Origin of the sequence: Arcicella aurantiaca (assembly GCF_003148625.1) — a bacterium.
GTDB lineage: Bacteria > Bacteroidota > Bacteroidia > Cytophagales > Spirosomataceae > Arcicella > Arcicella aurantiaca.
In genome coordinates this window covers 78,003-99,991 of sequence record NZ_QGGO01000016.1, presented here as the reverse complement: position 1 = coordinate 99,991, position 21,989 = coordinate 78,003, and the positions used below count along the sequence as shown (strand labels likewise).

Annotated in this window: 16 protein-coding genes; all 16 read left to right on the top strand. The window is 36.5% G+C overall.

The genetic code is table 11. From position 1 onward, the window contains the following. The first annotated feature begins 508 nt into the window (after positions 1-508). The 16 genes from LV89_RS15320 to LV89_RS15245 all read left to right on the top strand — a co-directional run bounded on the left by LV89_RS15320 (position 509) and on the right by LV89_RS15245 (position 21,984). Positions 509-2,395, top strand: coding sequence for a CRTAC1 family protein (locus LV89_RS15320; RefSeq protein ID WP_109743792.1), 1,887 nt, complete (start codon positions 509-511; stop codon positions 2,393-2,395). A gap of 81 nt (positions 2,396-2,476) precedes the next feature. Further along, complete coding sequence (locus LV89_RS15315) at positions 2,477-3,457, top strand: hypothetical protein (RefSeq protein WP_211321215.1); 981 nt, start codon at positions 2,477-2,479, stop codon at positions 3,455-3,457. A gap of 20 nt (positions 3,458-3,477) precedes the next feature. Further along, on the top strand, positions 3,478-4,479 hold the full coding sequence (locus LV89_RS15310) for a DUF1702 family protein (RefSeq protein WP_109743791.1): 1,002 nt from the start codon (positions 3,478-3,480) through the stop codon (positions 4,477-4,479). Between the two features lie 73 nt (positions 4,480-4,552). Further along, positions 4,553-10,126 (top strand): type I polyketide synthase, encoded by a 5,574-nt coding sequence (locus LV89_RS15305; protein ID WP_109743790.1) that lies wholly within the window; start codon positions 4,553-4,555, stop codon positions 10,124-10,126. Continuing rightward, complete coding sequence (locus LV89_RS15300; protein ID WP_109743789.1) at positions 10,113-10,562, top strand: acyl-CoA thioesterase; 450 nt, start codon at positions 10,113-10,115, stop codon at positions 10,560-10,562. Before LV89_RS15305 ends, LV89_RS15300 begins: the two co-directional genes overlap by 14 nt. 312 nt (positions 10,563-10,874) lie before the next feature. Then, on the top strand, positions 10,875-11,576 hold the full coding sequence (locus LV89_RS15295; protein ID WP_109743788.1) for an ABC transporter ATP-binding protein: 702 nt from the start codon (positions 10,875-10,877) through the stop codon (positions 11,574-11,576). 4 nt (positions 11,577-11,580) lie between these two features. Next, positions 11,581-12,831 carry an ABC transporter permease gene (locus tag LV89_RS15290; RefSeq protein ID WP_109743787.1) on the top strand — a complete coding sequence of 417 codons (1,251 nt, stop codon included), beginning with the start codon at positions 11,581-11,583 and terminating at the stop codon, positions 12,829-12,831. 152 nt (positions 12,832-12,983) lie between these two features. Next, the gene (locus LV89_RS15285) at positions 12,984-13,268 is read left to right on the top strand and encodes a ubiquitin family protein (RefSeq protein WP_109743786.1); all 285 of its coding nucleotides are present in this window, start codon (positions 12,984-12,986) and stop codon (positions 13,266-13,268) included. Positions 13,269-13,302: 34 nt separating this feature from the next. Beyond that, positions 13,303-14,445, top strand: a complete 1,143-nt coding sequence (locus LV89_RS15280) for a hypothetical protein (RefSeq protein ID WP_109743785.1) — start codon at positions 13,303-13,305, stop codon at positions 14,443-14,445. 19 nt (positions 14,446-14,464) lie between these two features. After that, positions 14,465-14,911, top strand: coding sequence for a hypothetical protein (locus LV89_RS15275; protein WP_109743784.1), 447 nt, complete (start codon positions 14,465-14,467; stop codon positions 14,909-14,911). A gap of 382 nt (positions 14,912-15,293) precedes the next feature. Continuing rightward, positions 15,294-16,046, top strand: a complete 753-nt coding sequence (locus LV89_RS15270) for an outer membrane lipoprotein-sorting protein (protein WP_109743783.1) — start codon at positions 15,294-15,296, stop codon at positions 16,044-16,046. Positions 16,047-16,074: 28 nt separating this feature from the next. Then, a complete protein-coding gene (locus tag LV89_RS15265) occupies positions 16,075-17,388 on the top strand; it encodes a hypothetical protein (RefSeq protein WP_146199170.1) in 1,314 nt (437 codons plus the stop codon). A 5-nt stretch (positions 17,389-17,393) separates the two neighbouring features. Then, positions 17,394-18,428, top strand: coding sequence for a sulfite exporter TauE/SafE family protein (locus tag LV89_RS15260; RefSeq protein ID WP_109743781.1), 1,035 nt, complete (start codon positions 17,394-17,396; stop codon positions 18,426-18,428). An 89-nt stretch (positions 18,429-18,517) separates the two neighbouring features. Then, a complete protein-coding gene (gene moeB, locus LV89_RS15255) occupies positions 18,518-19,687 on the top strand; it encodes a molybdopterin-synthase adenylyltransferase MoeB (RefSeq protein WP_109743780.1) in 1,170 nt (389 codons plus the stop codon). Between the two features lie 101 nt (positions 19,688-19,788). Further along, on the top strand, positions 19,789-20,739 hold the full coding sequence (locus LV89_RS15250) for a PLP-dependent cysteine synthase family protein (protein WP_109743779.1): 951 nt from the start codon (positions 19,789-19,791) through the stop codon (positions 20,737-20,739). Positions 20,740-21,234: 495 nt separating this feature from the next. Continuing rightward, positions 21,235-21,984 (top strand): alanyl-tRNA editing protein, encoded by a 750-nt coding sequence (locus LV89_RS15245; protein WP_109743778.1) that lies wholly within the window; start codon positions 21,235-21,237, stop codon positions 21,982-21,984. Positions 21,985-21,989 lie beyond the last annotated feature (5 nt).

Here is a 21,989-nt window from a genome sequence, read left to right as displayed (position 1 = left end):
AATTGAAACTTCCTGAAATAACTCCGTTAGGGGTTAAACTTTCGGGAAGTTGAGCCAAATTATTACATTTTACTTCTAATAAGTTATGTCGAAGTCTATAATGTCTGTTTATATTTAGTGAACGAACTTGCTCTTAATCAAGCTCGTTCGCTAAATCCCAACGCCTAAATCCTAATCCCTACTTAGGACAAAAAAACCATATTCATTTTCATAGTCAAACAGATGACAATCGAAAATATTAAACGGAATTATCTAATATTTGGCGGACTCTTTTAAGGTTACACTTCTCCGAAGTGGGTACGAGAATTTTCACTATATTCTACAAAGGTTGAACCTCTCCGAGGTATAAATCGACACAATTTCGGAGAAATTCAACCTTTGTAGCACAAGAATAGCCTCGAATTACGGGCTTCGGAGAAGCCTAACCTTAATTCCGCCAAATAGTAGATAATTCCGATATTAAATCGTCACGGTCATTAATTATGACAATAATCTAAACTGAAAAACAATGAGACATTTATCCAAATTGATTGCGGTAGCCTTCTTAATCATACTTTATGGATTTACCGTACCAAATTCTATTTCGTATCAGGAACGAGAAGAATTAGCCAAAGACTTTAAATTTGAGAAAAGTATTTTATATAAACCCGAAGGTATTATTCCGATGGATATACACGAAGTACACCCTCAGTATAAGAAAATAGATGCTTGGGTGTCAGTAGTGGGAGCAGCAGTAAATGTTACCGATTTTGACGGTGATAATTTACCCAATGACATTATTCATGTTGACCCTCGATACAATACCGTTTCGGTATTTCCTGCCAATGGCACAGGAGAAAGATACAAACCATTTCAACTAAGTCCCAAAACATTACCCTATAATCCAGCATCAATGCCACCGTCAGGAACTTTGGCAAATGATTTTAATGAAGACGGGAAAATGGATATTTTGGTGAATTATTTAGGGCGTTCGCCGATTATTTTTTACCAAACCGAAAACGGTTTCACAGAAGCAGAACTGAACCCAACTATTGAAAAATGGTTTACCACTACCAGCACCATCGCAGATTTTGATGGTAACGGACATGATGACATTTTTATCGGAAATTATTTTCCAGACAATTCAAAATTATATGAAAAAGGAGCAACCGATAAAAATCAAGTAATGCAACATTCAATGTCGAGAGGGGATAATGGAGCAACCAATCGCATATTTTTATGGGCAGGCATCAAAAATGGGAAAGCTGTTTTTAAAGAATCGAAAGACTGGTTGCAAGGTTTGGGGTTTCCTTACGACTGGACTTTGGCAGTAGCCGCAGCAGACTTAAACGGTGATATGCTTCCAGATATATATATTGCTAATGACTTTGCTCCTGATAAACTTTTACTCAATAAATCAACTAATGGGAAACTTTCTTTCCAAGAATTGAAAGGGCCAAAAGGTTTTTTCTCCATTCGTTCGAGTGTTTTGGGTAGAGATTCTTTCAAAGGAATGGGCGTAGATTTTGGAGACATAAATGGCGACGGACTCTTAGATATATACGTTAGTAATATTGCCGATGATTATGCTCTTCATGAAAGCCATTTTGCTTTTATTAACACAGGCGATACCGAGTCGTTTACCAAAGGAATTGCTCCTTTTGTTAATCAAAGTGAATCTCTGGGATTATCGAGAAGTTCGTGGGGTTGGGAGGCTCGTTTAGGTGATTTTAATAATGACGGAGTTCCAGAAGCGATACAAGGCACAGGGTTTAGAAAAGGAAAAACCAATAGATGGCCCGAACTCCAAGAATTAGCCACAGGGCATGATGAATTTTTAGCAAATCCAGAAAATTGGCCTAAAATCAATCAAGGTGATGATATTTCGGGTCGAGCTCACATTCCTTTTTTCGTGAAACACAAATCTGGAAAATATTATGATATTTCTGCCAATATAGATGTTGATGATATTCAGGTAACAAGAGGAATTGCCACCGCAGATTTTGAACATGATGGCAAGTTGGACTTTGTAGCATCATCACAATGGGAAGATTCAAGAATGTATCATAATAAAAGCGAAAGCAAAAATAATTTTTTAGGATTAAAACTTATTCTATCGCTTGATTCCAACAATCATAAAGTGCTTATTGACCCTAAACAGAAACTTAAAGCTAAATACGCTATTGGAGCAAAAGTGACGGCTTACACAGTTGGAGGGAAAAAAATAGTCAGTTTTGTAGATGGTGGCAACGGACACACAGGAAAACGAAGCAGTGAAATTCACTTTGGCTTGGGCAAAGCAGCCGCCAATCAAATTGATAATATTGAAATTTCATGGAGACAATCTGACGGTACAGTAGCACTAACTAAAGTCAAACTTGATGCTGGCTGGCACACCGTTGCTTTACCGTATTGAGTAAGGCGGAGAATACAATTTACCAATCAATTGACTTTCAGTTAATTATAAATACAAATAACCTTTTAACTTATTAAAACTATGACAAAGAAAGATAACAGAGTCCCCGCACTCATAAGATTTGCTTCGGCAATAACGGTATTAAATTTATTTGGTCATTTTTATCTTGGCTTCGAGCAATCCGTAGCTCACTGGGTGGTTGCATTATTGACAGCCTATACCCTTGAAATTAGTTTTGAAATCTTAGAAGCTAAAATCAATAAAAGACCTGTTGCATTTATGAAAGGTAGTGTCAAAGAGTTTGTTCAGTTTCTCTTACCTGCTCATATTTCTGCCTCAGCAGTTTCTATGCTATTATTTACCAACGAAAGATTAATGCCAATCATTTTTGCCACAGCCGTTGCGATGCTCTCAAAAGTATTATTTAAAGTAAACATCAACGGAAAAATACGCCATTTCCTCAATCCATCAAACACGGGTATTGGTACTATGTTACTTTTTTTTCCTTGGGTAGGTGTGGCACCGCCTTATCAGTTTAGTGAAGCTACTTCTGGATGGTCGGATTGGTTATTAGTTTGTATTTTTATGACGTTGGGAAGTTTATTAAATGCCGTTTTTACCAAAAAAATTCCTTTGATATTGGCATGGGTTTCAGGCTTCTTTTTGCAAGCCGTTATCAGAACCACCCTCATGGATACCTCAACTATTGGGGCATTAATGCCAATGTCTGGTATTGCCTTTTTACTTTTCACTTTTTATATGATTTCAGACCCAGCTACTACCCCAATTACAAAGAAAGGACAAATTGTTTTTGGACTTAGCGTAGCGGCAGTTTATGGTATCATGATGAGCTTGCACATTGTTTTTGCCATGTTTATTGCCTTGATGACTGTTTGTACTGCCAGAGGTTTATATTATTGGTTCATAGATGTTTTTGCTACCAATGAAGCCAAAATTCAGTCAACCATTAGAAACGGAAAAATGAGCTATCAGGACACGCTAACGCACATTAAAGAGCCAAGTTATGGTTCAATGGTGAATGGAAATATTCCTCATTTATAAACCCTTACCAATTATTCATCATGGAAAAAATAAAAATTATTCGGAAACTTATTTTAGGATTACCACTTTCAGAAGCAGAATTTAAAATTCGTGATTTTGAAGTAGGTCTTCCTGCCCAAAATAGATTGGAATTGGTTGCCAAAACGGTAGTCAACGCCTATAACATTGCTTTGGAATGTGGTTTGTCAAAAAACCTTTCCATTGCCATTGCACAAGTATCAAATGAATTGGTTGGTTTCTTCCACGAAGGAGCAGCAATGGGCTTGTTTACGTTGGATTTATTTTCAATCTCAAATAAAAATCGCCTGTACGATTTTATTGAGGGAGAAGGACGAAACCATGCCTATATGTCCTACATTGGGGCTGGCATTGCTTCTGCGATATTCAGAAATAATAATTTTGAATATTTCACCACAAAAGCAAATTCAGAGGGGGAATCGCTTTTCTTGAACGGTATTGGTTTTTATAATGCTTATTTTAAGCCTCAAAAAACCCTCAAAGAAATGTTTATTCCTCGCTCATTTGCAGGCAAAAAAGCCTATTTCTTAGAAGGATATGACAATGGAATTGGACGTGCCGTTTGGTTTTATAATTCGGGCGAACCTACTAAAATTGCGGAAACTTTAGCGGCATTTCCTGAAGAAAGACAAGGAGCAGTTTGGGCTGGGGTTGGTTTGGCGGCTACTTATGCAGGTGGAGTGTCAGAAAGGAAAATCCATTTACTGAAGGAATTATCAGGCAAATATGCTCATCGTTTGGGTGAAGGTTCGTTTTTGGCAACTCATACCAGACAATTAGCGGGCAATCCTCACACAACCGATAAAACAGAGAAAATATTGACAGGTAGAAGCTCTATGGAATGCCATGAATTTGCGATGGAAGTGATTGAGAAAACACTGAGAGGTGAAAAATATATTAACGGTGAACCGTCTTTCCAACTGTTTTTAGGTATGATTAGAGAATGGGTAATTTCAAATCAGGCAACGAATATTTATGTGGCTAAAAATGAAATTATGTCATAAAACAATACCAAGCATACAACCTCATAAACCCAAATGTTTCTGAAAGAAACAGCCAATTTAAAACTATGAAAATATGAAAACTAATGAAGGAATAGCGATAGTAGGAATGGATTGTAGGTATCCGGGTGCAAATAGTATTGAGCAATATTGGGATAATATTTTGTCTTTACGTCAACAATTTAGACATATTCCTGACAAACGTTTGAACATGAACGACTACTATTCTAAAGATAAATCGAAAGTAGATAAAACATATTCTCAAACTGCTTCGGTAATAACAGGTTATAGTTTTGACAGAATAAAATACAAAGTTTCTAAAAGCACTTTTGAACGTACTGATTTTACCCATTGGTTAGCCTTGGACGTAGCCGCAGGAGCATTGAAAGATGCGGGGTTTGAAAACGGAGAAGGTTTGGATAAAAATCGTGTTGGAGTTGTATTGGGAAATTCTCTGACGGGTGAATTTAGCCGTTCAGGAATTATGAGATTGCGTTGGCCTTATGTGCGTAAAGTGCTTGAAAAAACACTTAAAAACTTAAACCACACGCAAGAGGACATCAATATCATTCTTAGCAATGCCGAAAAAACCTATAAAGAGCCTTTTCCAGAACCTGATGCCGATAGTTTGGCAGGAGGATTGAGCAATACCATTAGCGGAAGAATATGTAATTATTTTGATTTTCATGGAGGCGGATTCACCATTGATGGTGCTTGTGCGTCGTCATTATTAGCCTTTGAAAATGGTTGTAATTCTATCTTAAATAATTCTCTTGATGTGGTTTTGGTAGGTGGTGTAGATTTGAGTATCGACCCTTTCGAAATCATTGGTTTTGCCCGCAACGGTGCATTAGCAATGAACGAAATGGAGGTATATAGCACCAAATCTGAAGGTTTTTGGCCCGGTGAAGGTTGTGGAATTGTCGTTTTGATGAAAGAATCAGAAGCTATGGCTCGCAATCTCAATATTTATGCAGTCATCAAAGGTTGTGGCATTTCGTCTGACGGTAGCGGTGGTATTACCAGACCAAAATCTGAAACGCAACAATTGGCGTTTGACCGTGCCTACGAAAAAGCAGGGTATAAAATTAGTCAAGTGGCTATGTTTGAGGGACATGGCACAGGTACGCCCACAGGTGACCAAGTGGAAATTTCAGCCATTGTCAATGCTTTGAAAGAGGCAGGGAAAAACGATATACCTGCCATTTTGGGTTCTGTCAAGCATTTGATTGGACACACCAAAGCTGCGGCTGGCGTTGCAGGTGTTATTAAAGCATCTTTGGCTATCAAAAATGGCGTTATTCCTGCATCTCGAAGAAATACGCCTCATGCTCTTCTGACGGAAAATGAAAGTCTTTTGCGATTGGCAACCAAACCGATTTTGTGGGAGAAAAATATCCCGATGAGAGCCTCAGTTTCGTCAATGGGATTTGGGGGCATCAACGTACATTTAACGATGGAAGAAGCTCCGAATAACAAAAAACTCAAAAAACTATCAGGCAAAATAATCAAACTATCAGATTCTCAAAGAGATAGCGAAGTTTTTCCATTTTCAGCAAATTCCCAACAAGGATTTTTAGAGATAATCGCTCGTCTCAAATCGTTGTCAAGAGATATTTCTCGTGCTGAATTGGTAGATTTATCAGCTACCATCACGGCATCTTTTGAGGATAAAGGTATTTGGAGAGGTTCGGTAGTAGCAAAAACGCCCAATGAATTAGCTGAAAATTTAGGCGTTTTAGAAAACGAAATTATCCAAAATAAAACCAGATTTATTGATACCCACAAAGGTATTTTCTTTGATTGTAATGGTAAATCTCAACCAATTGGATTTCTATTTCCAGGGCAAGGAGCTCCCATTTATCCCGATTTTGGAGCATTTTCATCATGGGTAAACCCATCAAAAACAGCATTGAAAGCCCCCATTTGTGGGGTTGCAGATACCTCAGTGGCACAACCTGCCATTTTACAAAATTCCTTAACATCAATAGAGGTGTTAGAAAAATTTGGGATTGAAGCAAACTTCGGTATCGGACATAGTCTTGGAGAAATTTCAGCTTTGGCATGGGCAGGTATCATTGAAAACGACGATGCCAAAAACCTTGCCATTGCTCGTGGAAAAGCCATGTCTCAATTAGGGGAAAAGGACGGAGCCATGCTGGCAATCAAATGCGATGAGAAGACCATAAAGGAAATGATAAGTCATTATAAGGTATTTATTACGGGTTATAATGGTACAGGAAATTTTGTGGTTGGCGGACATATTGATGAGATACAAAAAGTTCAAAATCAAGCTCTAAGTAAAGGTATTCATCATGTTAAATTGAAAGTATCTCATGCTTTTCATACACCCATGATGAAACAAGCCGCTATACAATTTAAGACAGATTTGGAAGGAATTGAATTTAATACTCCTATCAGAAAAGTCATTTCAACCGTAACAGCAGAAAGTATTTGTCCAGAAACGGATATTCAACAAATGTTGTTTGAGCAAATTGAATCGCCTGTATATTTTAGTCAGGCAATTGATAAAATCAAGCACGAAAGCCCCATTTTAATTGAAGTAGGGCCTGGCAATGCCCTTTCTCGGTCTTTGCAAGATTATCAAGATTTTGAGGTTGTTTCGCTTGATTTTGGTAATAATTCTATTCGTGGATTGCTCAATACGCTTTCGTTGACCTATATTTCTGGCAACCCTGTATATTTTGATGAATTGTCAACCAATAGATTTTATAAAGAATTTGATATTGAAAATTGGCGTTTAGATGCCTTTGTAAACCCATGTGAACAAAATGAGTTTGAAAGTTCATTTTCTGAAGAAACGCAGGAAATCAACCTTTCAGCTACTCAAAATGAAGCAAAAGATAATCTTTCTGGAGAGATGAATCTTGAAGCCTCCGTCATTGGAATTACCAATTATCTAAAAGCAATCATCAGTAAAAAAGTTGAAATACCCTTTGAAATGATTAATAGTGAGGATAGACTGATGTCTCAACTCCATATCAATTCACTGGCAATTACTGAAATTTTATCTATTGTTATCAAAGCATTCAATAAAAGCCAAATTGTATTTTCGGAAGCGTCTATATTGGCAAATTCTGATGCTAACATTGAAGAATTGAGTACGGTCATTTTTAAAGGTGAAAGTAGTAATATGCTGGGTAGCTCAAAGGATATTATTTCTTTTGAAAAAATCCATAATTGGTCGCATATTTTTCAAAGAAAACTGAATCCTAAAAAAGCAAGTTTACTCAATATTGAACAATACGGGGGCAATGTTTTTGTAGCGGGCAATGACGACCAAGTAAAATTAATAGCCCCAATCCTCACAGATGTTTCTGCTAATATTGGGGACGCCTTGGTATTCGTATATTCATCTGCGTTAGCACGCAAAGAACTATTTAAGTTTGTCGATTTTTTGCGAAAACCCGAAATAAAGGAGGCTAAAAAAGTGGTATTAATCGGGATAATTGATGAGGTAATTACGGGAGATTTAAAACCTATCTTAAAAACCTTTCAATTAGAAAATCCAAGATATTCAACGTTGAGTATTGAAATACAAAGTAAGGATAATGCTTTTGAAAAAATCGTTGGTGAAATCAGAAATGCTACCAAATACAAAGAAGTATCATTTGGGACAGATGGCGTTAGGGCAGAATCTGAATTGGCTTTTTTCTATCCAGAAAAGGCGAATATCAACAATACCTTATCGACGGAAGATGTTATTTTAGCAACAGGTGGCGGTAAAGGAATCACTTTTGAGTCGGTCTTTAGCGTAGCCAAATGTACAGGGGCAAAACTGATTATCATGGGGCGTTCGTTGCCAGAGAGTGACGATGAATTACGGTCAAATTTGAAAAAACTTGATGAAAATAATATCAACTATAAATATCTTTCGGTTGATGTATGTTCGCAAAAAAGTGTTTCGGAAGGTATATCAGAATCTATCCGTGAATTTGGCAATATCACAGCTTTCATTCATGGTGCAGGGGTCAATTATCCCAAAGCCTTACATTTGTTAGAACCGCAAGATTTTGACAGAACGCTTTTGGTAAAAGTGGAAGGACTCAAAAATGTATTGGCGGCTCTAAATGTTCATTCGCTAAAATTACTCATTGGTTATGGGTCAATTATCGCCCAAAGTGGAATGCACGGAAACGCAGATTATGCTTGGGCAAATGACCAATTGGCTCTTTTAATTGAAAGCGTAGGAAAAGAAAATCCACATTGTCGATGTATGACTTTAGAATGGTCTGTTTGGGACGAAACAGGCATGGGCGTTTCTCTAAATACCATCAATACGCTAAAAGAAAAAGGGGTTTTTGCTATTCCTGTGGCTCATGGCGTTGAAATTTTGAAGGCCGTTATTGCCGATAAAAACTATGCTGGCGGGCGACTTATCATTTCTGGACGTTTTGGAAATATGCTAACCTTGAACTACGTAAAGGAACGGTTACCATTGGGGCGTTTTGTGGCAAATATCAAACATCATATTCCCAAAGTGGAAATTGTATCAGAGGTTAGTGTCAATTTGAAAGAAGATATTTATTTGCAAAACCATGTTTTTCAAGGACAATATGTTTTTCCTACGGTGATGATTTTGGAGGGAATGGCTCAAGTTTGTAGTGCTTTGGAAACAGAAATGCCTATTTGGACATTTGAGGATTTAAAGATTAATAAGTCCATATTTATTCCTCAATCTGAAGCAAATACCATTCGATTTATCGTTACGAGAGTTTCCCGATACACTTTTCATGCGGTTGTACAAAGCGAAGATTCTGATTTTCAGGTGAATTGTTTTGAGGCTTATATCAAATTGGGTAAAAATGATAATGTGGCATTATTTAAAAGTTTGCCCTTACCTTATGCCAATAAATTACCTCTTGATACGGAGACAAAATTTTATGACGACTTATTATTTCATCATGGGCCATTTCGTCGAATCAATGCTTTCTCAGAGCTAAGTGCTTTAAAATCAATGGCAAGTGCTACTGAAAACCTAACAGATTTGTGGTTTAATGCGTATTTACCGCAAAATCAAATTTTGGGTGACGCTGGTCTAAATGATGCCGCCATTCATTGTCATCAGGCTTGCAGACCTCACCAAAGTTTGTTGCCTACGGCGGTCGGTAAAATTGTTTTTAATCCTAATCCCATTGAAGGACCTTTTTTCATCAGTACGCAGGAGGTTCATCATATCGGAAACGTTACTCGGATTAATAGTTATGTTGTCAATGCCAAAGGTGAAATAAAACAATATTGGGAAAACTTAGACTTGACCAGTGTTGCAGGAAGTGGCTTTTCGGGTGAATGGAACTTAATTTTATTAGCAAACTATATCGAATATCTGATGATACAGTTTGCAAGCAGTAGAAATATTCATATACCCAAAAATTTCATAAACCATTTGCTTCCAATTAATTATAAAGACTTCGATAAAGTATCTATTGCCGTAGATGGTTTTTATGTAACCCTTAAAAAACACCCAATTGGCACTTCAGAAGCTGACATTTTGAAACAAGGTAAATTGTTTAGTCAGAACCTTAAAATAAGCCAAATTAAAGAGGTTGTTACTTTAGCCATAGAATTATTACCGAAGACTGCTAAAATCACAACACTTATAAACACGAAAGAAAATGCCTATAATTAATACAAATGAAGGAGCTTATTACGAGTATAGATTTGTAACCAGCTTTGAAGAAACCAATGTGGTCGGAAATATATATTTTGCCAATTATGCCGTTTGGCAAGGCAAATGTCGTGAAATGTTTTTGTATGAATACTGCCCTGATATTATCGAGGAAATCAAAAACGGCTTGCATCTTATTACCCTTGATTTAAGTATCCAATATATCGGTCAATTATTTGCTTTCAATAAAGTAGTAATGAAAATGTACATGGAAGCCCAAAGTGTCAGTAGAATATTGATGCGTTTTGAATATTACCTTGAACAAGATGGAAACCTTACCTTAGTGTGTAAGGGGCATCAAGCTACGGCAGCGATGCGAGAAATCAATGGAATGATGATTTCAACTCATTTTCCAGAGTCGATGATGGATATTGAAGGGCTTTTGGCTGGGGCTTGAGTTGTATAATAAGTCTCAAGTTATCTGGGGAATTTTTATTCCAAAATCTTGTAGAACTTCCCGAAAGTAGAAAGAACTTTCGGGAAGTAGTCGAGAGATTCACTTCCCGAAAGTTTTTTCTACTTTCGGGAAGTTCTTTCTGAGAATTAAACTCTTCAAAAACTTATTAAACACTGTATTAAATATACTGTTTAATATCAGAAGATAAGGTGTTAATAATTGGAAATAACATTTGGCTTGGATTTCTCAATACTCAGGACTTAATACTTAGGACTCAATACTTAATACTTTCATGATTTAAAAAAACAAACAATGACACAGGAAGTAATTTCTACAACAAAACTCATAGATTTTGAGGGAGTTAGTAAAACATATCAGCTTGGCAATCAGAAAGTTCAGGCTTTAAAAGGAATAGATTTAACCATCAATTCGGGTGATTTTATGGCTATCGCTGGACCTTCTGGAAGTGGTAAAAGTACCTTACTTAATCTTTTGGCTTTGATTGACACGCCCACAAATGGACAAATCACTTACAATGATATTGACATTTCAACGCTGTCGGATAATCAAAAAACGATGTATCGAAATAAGGAAATCGGGATTGTTTTCCAGAATTATAATCTCATTCCTGTATTAGATGCCCTCGAAAATGTTGCTTTTGCCCTCCAAGTACAGGGTATTCCTAACCATGTATGTTTGAGCAGAGCGGAAAAAATACTCAAAGAAGTGGGTTTAGGCACTCATTTGCATCATCGTCCTGCCAATTTGAGTGGCGGACAAAAACAGCGGGTGGCTATTGCCAGAGCTTTGGTGACTAATCCATCGGTTGTAATTGCAGATGAACCTACGGCGGCATTAGATTCTAAAACAGGTATGGAAATTCTGGATTTGATGAAAGAATTAAATTATACCAAGCATACAACTTTTATATTCTCGACTCACGACAACCGAATCATCAATAGTGTTCAGCACGTTGTGCAGATAGAAGACGGACTTTTAATCAATCAATATTAAGACCATGAATTACTTACAATTTGCATACAGAAATATTCTGCGGCATCGCAGACGTTCCATTGTAACCATCATGACCGTTTGTTTGGGTTTTGTGGCTTTGGGAGTTTTAGGAGGATTTTTAAATAATATCTTTTCAAGGCTGAAAGGACAGGCAATTGTCGCCGAACGTTTTGGACACTTGACTTTTGCCAAAAAGGGGTTTCATGAAAATGGAAAATTAGAACCCGAAAAATACCTTTGGAATGCTCAGGAATTAGCCAAAATCCTTTCGGTAACTCGTAAAAATGCAGAAATTGAATTAGCAACACCCCGACTCAGAATGTTTGGCGTAACCAGCAATGGTAAAGCATCGACCATCTTCGTAACTGAGGCGATTGTGCCTGATGATGACCAAAAGCTAATAAAAACGAATGTGGACGGCAGAACTGAAATTGCTGGAATGGTAACTTTTGAAGCAAAAAAACAGGATAATTCAGCCGTAATTGTAGGTTCGGAATTAGCGACGATGTTGAAAATTAAAAAAGGGCAGAGTCTCACTCTATTAACTTCTACAAAAGACGGTGTTGCCAATGCCGTTGATGTGAAAATTGCAGGAAATTATAATACTGGCAACCCTGCAACCAATGATAAATTCATCCTCTCAGATTTTTCATTAGCCCAAAATTTATACGATACTGATGGAGCAGAAAGAGTGATTGTAACCTTGAAAAATCCTGAAAATATTGATGTTGTCAAAACTCAATTATTGGAACAATTAACAAGTGCTGGTTTGCAAGTTGAAGCAAAAACTTGGGAAGAATTATCTCCATCTTACAAAAAAGTTACTACTTTATTTGGCATTATTTTCAGAGTATTGACCATCATTATTTCGGTTATTGTGCTGTTGACAGTGCTAAATACGATGCAAATGGTAGTATCTGAAAGAACAAAAGAAATTGGAACGATGCGGGCAATCGGAATGCTCAAAAGCCAAGTCATCAAATTGTTTTGTGTAGAGGGATTAATCATGGGTATCATGGGTTGTTTGTTGGCAATACCTATTCTATTGGCAATAGCAGGGATTTTACAAGTCATTGGCATATCTTTCATTCCTCCCGTAGCGTCGGTTGCCGTGCCATTGGTGTTGATGCTCAAAGTGCCGAAATTGATGTTTGTATTCGCTTTATTTTCAATAGTGGCGATTGTCTCCTCATTTTTAGTATCAAGAAAAATTGCTAATCAACAAATTGTAGATTCATTAATTCAATCAAATTAAAAATGTCCAACTACAATTTATGTGGATTTGTCATCCCGACGAAGGAGGGAACTGTTAGATTCTCTCAAAAATATAATTGAAGGGCTGAAATACCAGTTCCCTCCTTCGTCGGGATGACAGTCCTATATAAATTGTAAATAAAAATTAAAACGATGGAAAAGACTCATGTAAAAATAAAATTCCCCAATCAGTTTGGGCAGTATATCAGTTATATCGACAATCTCGAATTTGAAGGAACGAAAATCGATGATTTCATCAATACACTTGATGGAATTTATGGAGACATCAAAGAACGTATCTTTGAGTCAGACGGTCGGGTAAGACCTTATATTAATCTCTTTTTGGGAAGTAAAAATATCGAATCTTTAGAAGGTATCCATACCAAAATTAACAACGGAGATACCATAGCATTGCTATTATCAAGAGCAGGCGGGTGATGTAAATTTAATTTTCTCTAAACTATTTAAGACGATGAAAAAACTAAAATTATGGGTTTTCGCTGGATTGTCATTGTTCGTCAACAATTCCTGTAAAGAACCCAATATCCCCATAAAAGAAGAAGAGGAAGTTCAGTCTTTTCTAAGAGATATTAGGGCTGTTTACTTTGACAATTTGAATTTTGATTCAAAAGAAATCAGGAATTCAACACCTCAATTTATAGAAAATTTTGAGAGAACTTATCACAAATTAGAGCAAGAACATTCAGAAGGAAAATTCAAGAGTACCAATGATTTGGAGAACTTTCAACTGGCAGGAATGTATTATTCATTTTACCTTTTGGCTGTTGGGGGAACGTACTCAGAAAAGGATTTGACTTTCAATGAAATCAATGGGACTCGTCAGGTGGGTTTATATTCTAAATTACCCGCAACGGCTTTTGATTACGAGCAGAAAGAATTGGAAGCCATGATGGAGAGAGCCAAATATGTTTCACACAAATCTACTTATCTCATAGGTTTCAACGATAAGGCTTATGGTTTTTATTTGGCAGTGAGACAAGTTCAAGAAAGGGTGAAAAATAAAAATAATTTTAATAATCCCATTGCCCACGACTCTCTGATGAATTACACCAGTCGCTATCTTTTAGATTATGAAGATTTGGGCGTTTGGAATATCTTGATGACGATGGCAACTATCACCAATTATAAAGACAGTCTCAATACATTCAAGAACCCAAACATGGATATTCCCTTGTTTAATATCAATACAAGGCTTGTACCCGGAGCTTTGCGAGATTTAGGAGGAAGACTTCCCGAAATATTAGGGCCATTATACAGATTTGATATAAATCTCAAAAAAGTAGATTGGTTAATTCAACAAAAAAGCACCCTTTCTGATGATGATATTTCAGAAATAAATAATTACATAACATCATTAGATAGAGCGTCCAATTATATTCTTACTGACAAAAGAAAAATCTTGGAAGCTTGGGATTACAAAGAAACTTTTTTTGAAAGAGTACGAAAGGTACAAGATTTGAAAGCCGCCTTAGTGAAGCACTCTCTTAATAGAAAAACGGCAAAACCAACGATTGATTTAGGGGCATTTATCAATTCAAAGGCTTTCAAAAAACCATATACTTGTTACGGATGTCATCAAAAAACGGGTTTGTAAAAGTGACCCTAAATCAGTTATGTTAAAGATATTTCTCTTAAATGTTCATCTCATTGCTACCATCGTCTGGGTTGGGGCAGTCTTTATGGGAACATTCATTGATTGGCCTGCTGCCAAAAAAACAGTCAAAGAAGATGAGTTTCCGTTTAGGTTTATCGTTGGGCAAGGAAGCCGTGTATTTTATAGTGTTTACACAGGTATATTTCTTATTTGGTCTTCGGGCATTGGTTTAGTTATACTCCATCCGCCCCAAACTCCCAGAGAAATATTGATGCTTGTCGGAAAGGTTTTGGCACTCACTTTTATGACAGGCTTTACCATGTACGGAACATTCTTTACTTGGCCAAAACTCCAATTAGCTACTCATAAAGAAGCTCATCAATTATATGAAAACTATATGAAAAGGGCTATGGCAACTTTTACTTTTGGGCTTATCGCTGCGGTATTAGGCTTGTGGATTTATTAGTAACACAGGTTTTCAACTCATGTAACACAGGTTTTCAACCTGTAAAAAAAACTAAAATTGACAGGTTGAAAACCTGTCCTACAAAATCATCGTAAACTTAATTTTTAAAACTAAATATAGTGTTTAATAAGTTATTTCAACTTCCCGAAAGTAGAAATAACTTTCGGGAAGTGAACCTCTCGACTACTTCCCGAAAGTTCTTTCTACTTTCGGGAAGTTCTACAAGATTTTGCAATAAAAATTATCCAGATAACTTATTAAACAGTGTACTAAATATAGTGTTTAATAAGTTTTTGGGGGAAGCTTAATTATCCGAAAGAACTTCTCGAAACAATATCCATTGCGGGTAAATAACTTATTAAACAGTGTACTAAATCAATCAATGAAAAAATTTTCAATACTACTCATTATCAATGTTTTATCTGCAAACGTTCTTTTCTCTCAAGACCAAGAAGTTGTTAAGGCACTGAAAAAATCAGATTTCTATCGTGGTGGTAGCGAAGGAATTGAATGGAACGTAAAAGTTCAAAATATTGAACAAGGGCAATTGAAAAACAACCTTGTATTATCGGTTGAAGGTTCTGCGAATGACAGTCATTTTTATTCGTTGATTTCATTCTTAGAACCCAAAAAATTTGAAGGACAAAAGTTGTTGATTAGAGATAACAATATGTGGTTTATCAAGCAAGGATTGACCAACCCCGTCCCTATTTCGAGCCGACAAAGACTTTCGGGAAGTGCCGCCAATGCAGATGTTGCGGCTGCCAATTATTCGAAAGACTATACCATTGAGTCCGTAGAAAATGGGACATTCAACAACGCCAATTGCTGGGTTTTGGAACTCAAAGCCAAAGACAATTTAATCACTTATCCCAAAGTGAAATATTGGATAAGCAAGAAAGAGAACTTTGGTTTAAAAGCTGAATTTTATGGAAAGTCAGATAAACTCATCAAAACGGCAACTTTTGAGTATCATAATAAAATTGAATATAAATCTCAGAAATATGATTACCTCTCAAAAATTTCAATCTCTGATATGATTAACAAAGATGATAAAACCATTTTGAGTATTTCGAGTGTTTCGTTTCCTGTTTTTAGTAGTGCTAAATTTCAAAAAGACCGATTGTTAGATTGAAAATCATTAAACTCAACCTCTAAAACCAATGAAAAAGATATTTATTATATTGCTAATACTTTACGGTCATAATGCGTATTGTTTCGAGAAAACGGATTCTTTGAAAAAAAAGACTTTCTTTTGGTCGCTTCAAAGTATGGGATTTGGACGTGCAACGGGTTTTGCCAACAAAATTGGTTCTATTAATCCAGAGAATAGAATTGCCAAATTGAATGATTATGATGGCGGAATTTATTTCAGACCAGATTTCAGACTAAAATTAAAAAGATTAGATTGCTGGGCAAAACCACGTATTCATGTAGATTTTCCACAAAATCCTTATCCCAGAGGACAAAATTTCTGGAATTATGAAGGACACTCAACAGAATTTTTCTTCCAAGAATTAAAATCTCGTTGGCAAATCAATCATCAATTTTTTGTTCAAGGCGGAAGGTATTACAAACAAATTGGAACATCTATTTTTGTGAATCCAAGCAATCCTTTTATTGTCAATACAAGCAGATTGAATCCCAAAATTGAGTTATTCCCTATGGATTTTTTAGAGGTAAGTTTTTCTTCAAATAGTTCATGGAATTATACTTTGATTGCCAATTTGGGAGCGGCAAATACGCCCGTTTTCAAAGAACCATTTTTGAAATTTGAACGAAATTATGGACTCTTTATGGAACATTATGGAGATGCCAACAATGAAGGAATTATTTTTTCGGCTGACGAAGTAGGTAGATTTCGGCTCGGAGGTTACGCCCAAAAAAACGTGAGTGAGTCGGTAGTAATGTGGACAGATTTTTCGGTTGATTATCGCCCCAATCGCTTTTACCCAGCCATTGGTAGTAGTACAGGTTTGTTGAATTATGAAATGGTTAATGGCAAAGAAAATGATAAAATCTTCGTTTCTGGCTTAATTGGAGCTTCTTATACTTTTAATTGGGGACCCACCATTCAACTTGAATATTTCCATAATGACAAAGGATACAATCAAGAGCAATTTGATAGGTTTTCTACGCAAATCAATACGGCTCAAAATTATAATTTTGACATTACCAGACAATTGGCGGATTTGAATTTGGGAAGGTCTATCAATTCGGGGATTCCTCTAAACCGTCAAAACTATGTGTTTGCTCAGTTTGGACAAAATGATTTATTCGATAAACTCAATATCAATGTACGAAATCTGTACTCAATTGATGACTCGGTTAATCAGCTTTCGGCATTGGTTGAATATAATGTAGCCGATAACCTTGAGATTTACGGATTAGCACTCAAAAGTACCACGCCAACATCAATAGATTATACTCAACTGATTCATTATCAACTCATGATTGGATTAATTTCAAAATTCTAAATACTATGAAAAACTCAACCTCTGCCAAATCCCACAAACCGTGGCTTTATATTGTTTTCTTGATTTCTGTCATTTCTACTTGGTTTTGGTATATGATTAGTCACGACAGTTTTGGCATTTTTGCCACTCGTTGGCCTGCTGCCCTCACCATGTTATTTGGCTCGTTTATCGCAGGAGCAAGCCCCGAAGGAAGTGCCGCCATTGCTTATCCTGTGTTTACTTTGTTATTGAAAATTCCACCCGATGTAACCCGAAATTTTGCTTTTGCAATTCAAAGTATCGGCATGACTTCTGCCAGTTTATTAATCTTAGGTTTGAAGATTAAAGTAGATTGGAATTATGTCAAGTATGTGTCAATTGGCGGTGTTTTTGGTTTGGTGTTAGGTACATATTATGTTGCTCCGTTAATTTCCCCTATGCAGGCAAAGTTATTTTTTGTTTCGCTTTGGTTAAGTTTTGGCATTGCCTTGTGGTTACAAAATAAAAATAGCCATCGAGAAGTATTTGAGGGAATTCAAAACTTGATGAAATCTGATATTTTCAAACTCATTTTATTTGGTTTTGTGGGAGGAATTATATCTTCCATTTTTGGAACAGGAATCAATATTTTTACATTCTGTTTGATGACTATTTATTATCAGGTAAGTGAGAAAGTGGCAACGCCGTCGTCGGTTATTATTATGACCATCGAAACATTGTTAGGCGTTTTTATTCATACAAAAGTCAACCATGATTTTCAACCGCTTGCTTTTGAACTTTGGCTAACTTGTATTCCTGTGGTGGTATTTTTTGCCCCTTTGGGTGCTTTCGTCATTAGCAAAATGAGACGGGAAAGTATCGCTCAAATTTTATACAGTATCCTCATTATACAATTTATAGGAGCTATGTGGGTGATAAAACCCTCTATATTACAATTTCTGATTTGTGTTGTGATTCTTTTGGCTGGCATTGGAATGTTTAGCTATTTAGCAGTCATTAGCAAACGACGAATGAGACAATCTCGCAAGCAAAAAATGATTTATACTCAATGCACTGTTTAATCAGTTACAGCATAAAACAATACCTTCTAAAGGTATGCGGATAATTGCCCATTTATGAACCGCAACGTTTTGTAAACTCCTCTAAACTCATGATACAATTAAACAAATATTTAGATAACCTTCGTGGGGTTATTAAAGAAGTTGATGTTAACACGGCATTTCAAAAACAATTGCAAGGGGCTATTCTCTTGGATATTCGAGAAAAAGACGAAGTAAATTCGGGTAGCCCAACCAATGCCATCAGGATTTCAAAAGGAATGCTTGAAATGAATATTGTCAATGAAATACCTAATAGCGACACCGAAATATACTTATTGTGTGCTTCAGGCAGACGTTCGTTGGTTTCAGCCTTTGCTTTACAAGAATTAGGGTATCAGCATATTTATTCTGTCAAAGGTGGATTTGGTGATTGGAAAAATCAAGGTCTTCCTTTTGAAATTCCTAAAACCTTGAAACCCGAAGATTTGGAGCGATACAAACGACACTTATTAATCCCTGAAGTTGGCGAAAAAGGTCAATTAAAACTACTCAATAGCAAAGCCCTCATTGTGGGTGCAGGTGGTATTGGTTCGCCTGTGGCTTGGTATTTGGCTGCCGCAGGCGTAGGAACAATCGGTATTATTGATGATGATATTGTGGACAGAACCAATCTTCAACGACAAATTCTTCATACCGAAAATAGCGTTGGAACGTACAAAGTGGATTCTGCTAAAGAACGTCTGGAAGCCCTCAACCCTGCTATAAAAATTATTCCAATAAAGGAAAGATTAAATGCCGACAATATAGATTCGCTTTTGAGTGACTATGACGTAGTTTTGGATGGAACAGATAATTTCACGACTCGATATTTAATAAACGATGCCTGTGTAAAACTAAAAATTCCTAATGTACACGGTTCAGTTTTCAGATTTGAAGGACAGGTTACTACTTTTTACCCTGCCTCAGAGCAAGAAAATGCACCTTGTTACCGTTGCGTATATCCAACACCGCCACCGCCAGAATTAGCTCCTTCTTGTGCTGAAGCAGGCGTTTTGGGTGTATTACCGGGAATGGTTGGTATTATGTGTGCCACCGAAGCCATTAAAATTTTAGCAGGATTTGGCACATTGATGATTGGTAAAATATTGTGTTTTAATGCCTTGTCATGGAGTTTTGATATTTATGACATCGACCAAAAAACAGATTGTCCCTATTGTGGATGTAAAGACCACGAGCATTATCCTTCATACAGCAATTATGTGGCTTCTTGTTCATTATAAATCTGTTTTGTTGAATCAGGCAAGTTCTATTTCCAATGTGTTAATTATGGAATTCGTCTATTAAAACTGTTATCTCTAATCTTAATATCACTTTTAAAACTATGAAAACGATTTACTCAAACGTAGAAAGTGCAATTGGACAAACACCAATTGTGCAAGTATCAACCTATCAAAGTCATGCCCGAGTTTTAGTAAAACTTGAAGGTGGAAATCCTTCGGGTTCTATTAAAGATAGAGTAGCCAAACACATGATTGAAGTGGCAGAAGCTAAAGGTTTACTCAGCCAATATAGTTGGGGTAGCACAATATTAGAATGTTCTGGTGGCAGTATGGCAAATGGTTTATTGCTAATGTCAAAGAATAAATATAAATGTGTATTTGTTGTGCCTGATAATTACTCTAAAACAAAAATAGAATTATTGGAAGCTCGTGGTGCTGAGGTTATTTTGGCTAATTCACAAAATGGCAATGACGCTCATTTTCGTTTAGCCAATGAAATAGCCAGAGCTAATCCAGAAACTCATTTTTTTACCAATCAATTACACAATTCTTCTAATCCTGAGGCACATTATTTATACACAGGTCCCGAAATTATTGACCAATTAGGAGGAGAAAAAATAGATTATTTCGTCTGTGGCATTGGTAGCGGTGGCACTATCAGCGGTGTGGGAAAAGCTCTCAAAGAAAAATATCCAAGCATTAAAATCATTGGTGTTCAACCCACCAACACAGATGTTGTAAAAGGAACAGCAGTTAAACATCGCATACAAGGCTGGGGAGTTGGTCTAAAACCAAGTACGCTGAATGAGAAAATCTTAGATGATATGATAGACATCAGTTACACAGAAGCTATTGATACTTGCGACTACCTCAACACAACAGAAGGGCTTTTCTTAGGCATTAGTAGTGGAGCTAATATCTTGGCAGCGAAGAAATTGGCAAGTAATGTTGGCTCAGGAAAAACCATTCTGACCATTTCTGCTGATAGCGGTGTGTATTATGCCGATAATTATAATGAGTACCGAAATTCTATCAAAAATGTTCATTATTAAGAATCGTGCAAATTTAAACTAAATTGAAAAATTACAACCAATTGATAATCAATCACATAACAACACTAATTCACTAACACTAATTATTTCTACTTTGGCACTCTAAAACTTTGCCCTAAAAAGAGCCGTAGGCTCGGCAGATTTTGTAGCCCCGAAATTTATTTCGGGGAAATAACGAAAATTCAATCAAAGTTCCGAAAGAACAGGATATTTAAAGGTTTGTTTAGATGAACCGTTCCTACGGAACTCAATGGTTTGTTTTGTCATTTTCACCCCGAAATGAATTTCGGGGCTACAAGATGGGTCAAACCTACGGCTTTTTGGAGGAACTTCCCGAAAGTTTTTAACTTTCGGGAAGTTGAACGGTAAATACCCAAATTTCCATCTTTTTTTAAAGTGCCAAAGTAGAATTAGGTAAGTCTTAGGAAAATTATAAACCTCAACCGATTGACAATTACCCCTACTTATAGACAATTAATTTAACCGTTTACAGCCATGAAAAAAACACATAGATTACATTTACAACAACCATATTTATCTGCTTGCGAAGCAATAGTTACTGAAATTCACCCCGAAAAGGGTATTGCGACGGACGTTACCGTAGCTTTTGCTGAGGGAGGCGGACAAATCTCTGACGCTGGAATGCTCATCACAGACGATGCACAAGCTGTATTTACCGATGTTCAAAAAGGATATGGTAGATTATTATTGATAAAAGATTTTCCATCTATCCAAATTGAAACACCTGTTTATCATAAGGTTTCACAAGAAGATTTGGGCAAATTTAAAATTGGACAGTCCATAAAAATATTCATTGATATAGAACGGAGAAATCGTTTATGTGTAAGCCACACAGGAATCCACGTTGTTTTGATGGGCTTAGAAAGAATAAAACCAGATATTTATCGCTCAATCAGGGGTTGTCATATTTCTCCCGAAAAAGCTCGCTTAGATTTCATGCTGGAGGATAAATTTACTGATGAACAAATTATCGAAGCTCGTGAATATACCAATCAGCTTATAAAAGAAAATTGGGAAGCCAAAACCTTTGCCCATCCTACCGAACCAGAGGCTATGTATTGGCAAACAGGAGACACCACTTATTGTTGTGGTGGTACGCATCTACCAAGCCTTGGCGATGTTGGAGAAGTAATGACTTCTAAAAAAAGTCTTGGCACTAATATGCAACGAGTTTCTTTTAGTTTCCCTAATGCTATTTTTAGAAAAGAACTCTTCGTCTCATAATCTAA

Bases quoted from the DNA above. Each gene is read 5' to 3' on its own strand.
- LV89_RS15320 (WP_109743792.1), top strand. From the start codon at position 509: ATGAGACATTTATCCAAATTGATTGCGGTAGCCTTCTTAATCATACTT.
- LV89_RS15315 (WP_211321215.1), top strand. From the start codon at position 2,477: ATGACAAAGAAAGATAACAGAGTCCCCGCACTCATAAGATTTGCTTCG.
- LV89_RS15310 (WP_109743791.1), top strand. From the start codon at position 3,478: ATGGAAAAAATAAAAATTATTCGGAAACTTATTTTAGGATTACCACTT.
- LV89_RS15305 (WP_109743790.1), top strand. From the start codon at position 4,553: ATGAAAACTAATGAAGGAATAGCGATAGTAGGAATGGATTGTAGGTAT.
- LV89_RS15300 (WP_109743789.1), top strand. From the start codon at position 10,113: ATGCCTATAATTAATACAAATGAAGGAGCTTATTACGAGTATAGATTT.
- LV89_RS15295 (WP_109743788.1), top strand. From the start codon at position 10,875: ATGACACAGGAAGTAATTTCTACAACAAAACTCATAGATTTTGAGGGA.
- LV89_RS15290 (WP_109743787.1), top strand. From the start codon at position 11,581: ATGAATTACTTACAATTTGCATACAGAAATATTCTGCGGCATCGCAGA.
- LV89_RS15285 (WP_109743786.1), top strand. From the start codon at position 12,984: ATGGAAAAGACTCATGTAAAAATAAAATTCCCCAATCAGTTTGGGCAG.
- LV89_RS15280 (WP_109743785.1), top strand. From the start codon at position 13,303: ATGAAAAAACTAAAATTATGGGTTTTCGCTGGATTGTCATTGTTCGTC.
- LV89_RS15275 (WP_109743784.1), top strand. From the start codon at position 14,465: ATGTTAAAGATATTTCTCTTAAATGTTCATCTCATTGCTACCATCGTC.
- LV89_RS15270 (WP_109743783.1), top strand. From the start codon at position 15,294: ATGAAAAAATTTTCAATACTACTCATTATCAATGTTTTATCTGCAAAC.
- LV89_RS15265 (WP_146199170.1), top strand. From the start codon at position 16,075: ATGAAAAAGATATTTATTATATTGCTAATACTTTACGGTCATAATGCG.
- LV89_RS15260 (WP_109743781.1), top strand. From the start codon at position 17,394: ATGAAAAACTCAACCTCTGCCAAATCCCACAAACCGTGGCTTTATATT.
- moeB (WP_109743780.1), top strand. From the start codon at position 18,518: ATGATACAATTAAACAAATATTTAGATAACCTTCGTGGGGTTATTAAA.
- LV89_RS15250 (WP_109743779.1), top strand. From the start codon at position 19,789: ATGAAAACGATTTACTCAAACGTAGAAAGTGCAATTGGACAAACACCA.
- LV89_RS15245 (WP_109743778.1), top strand. From the start codon at position 21,235: ATGAAAAAAACACATAGATTACATTTACAACAACCATATTTATCTGCT.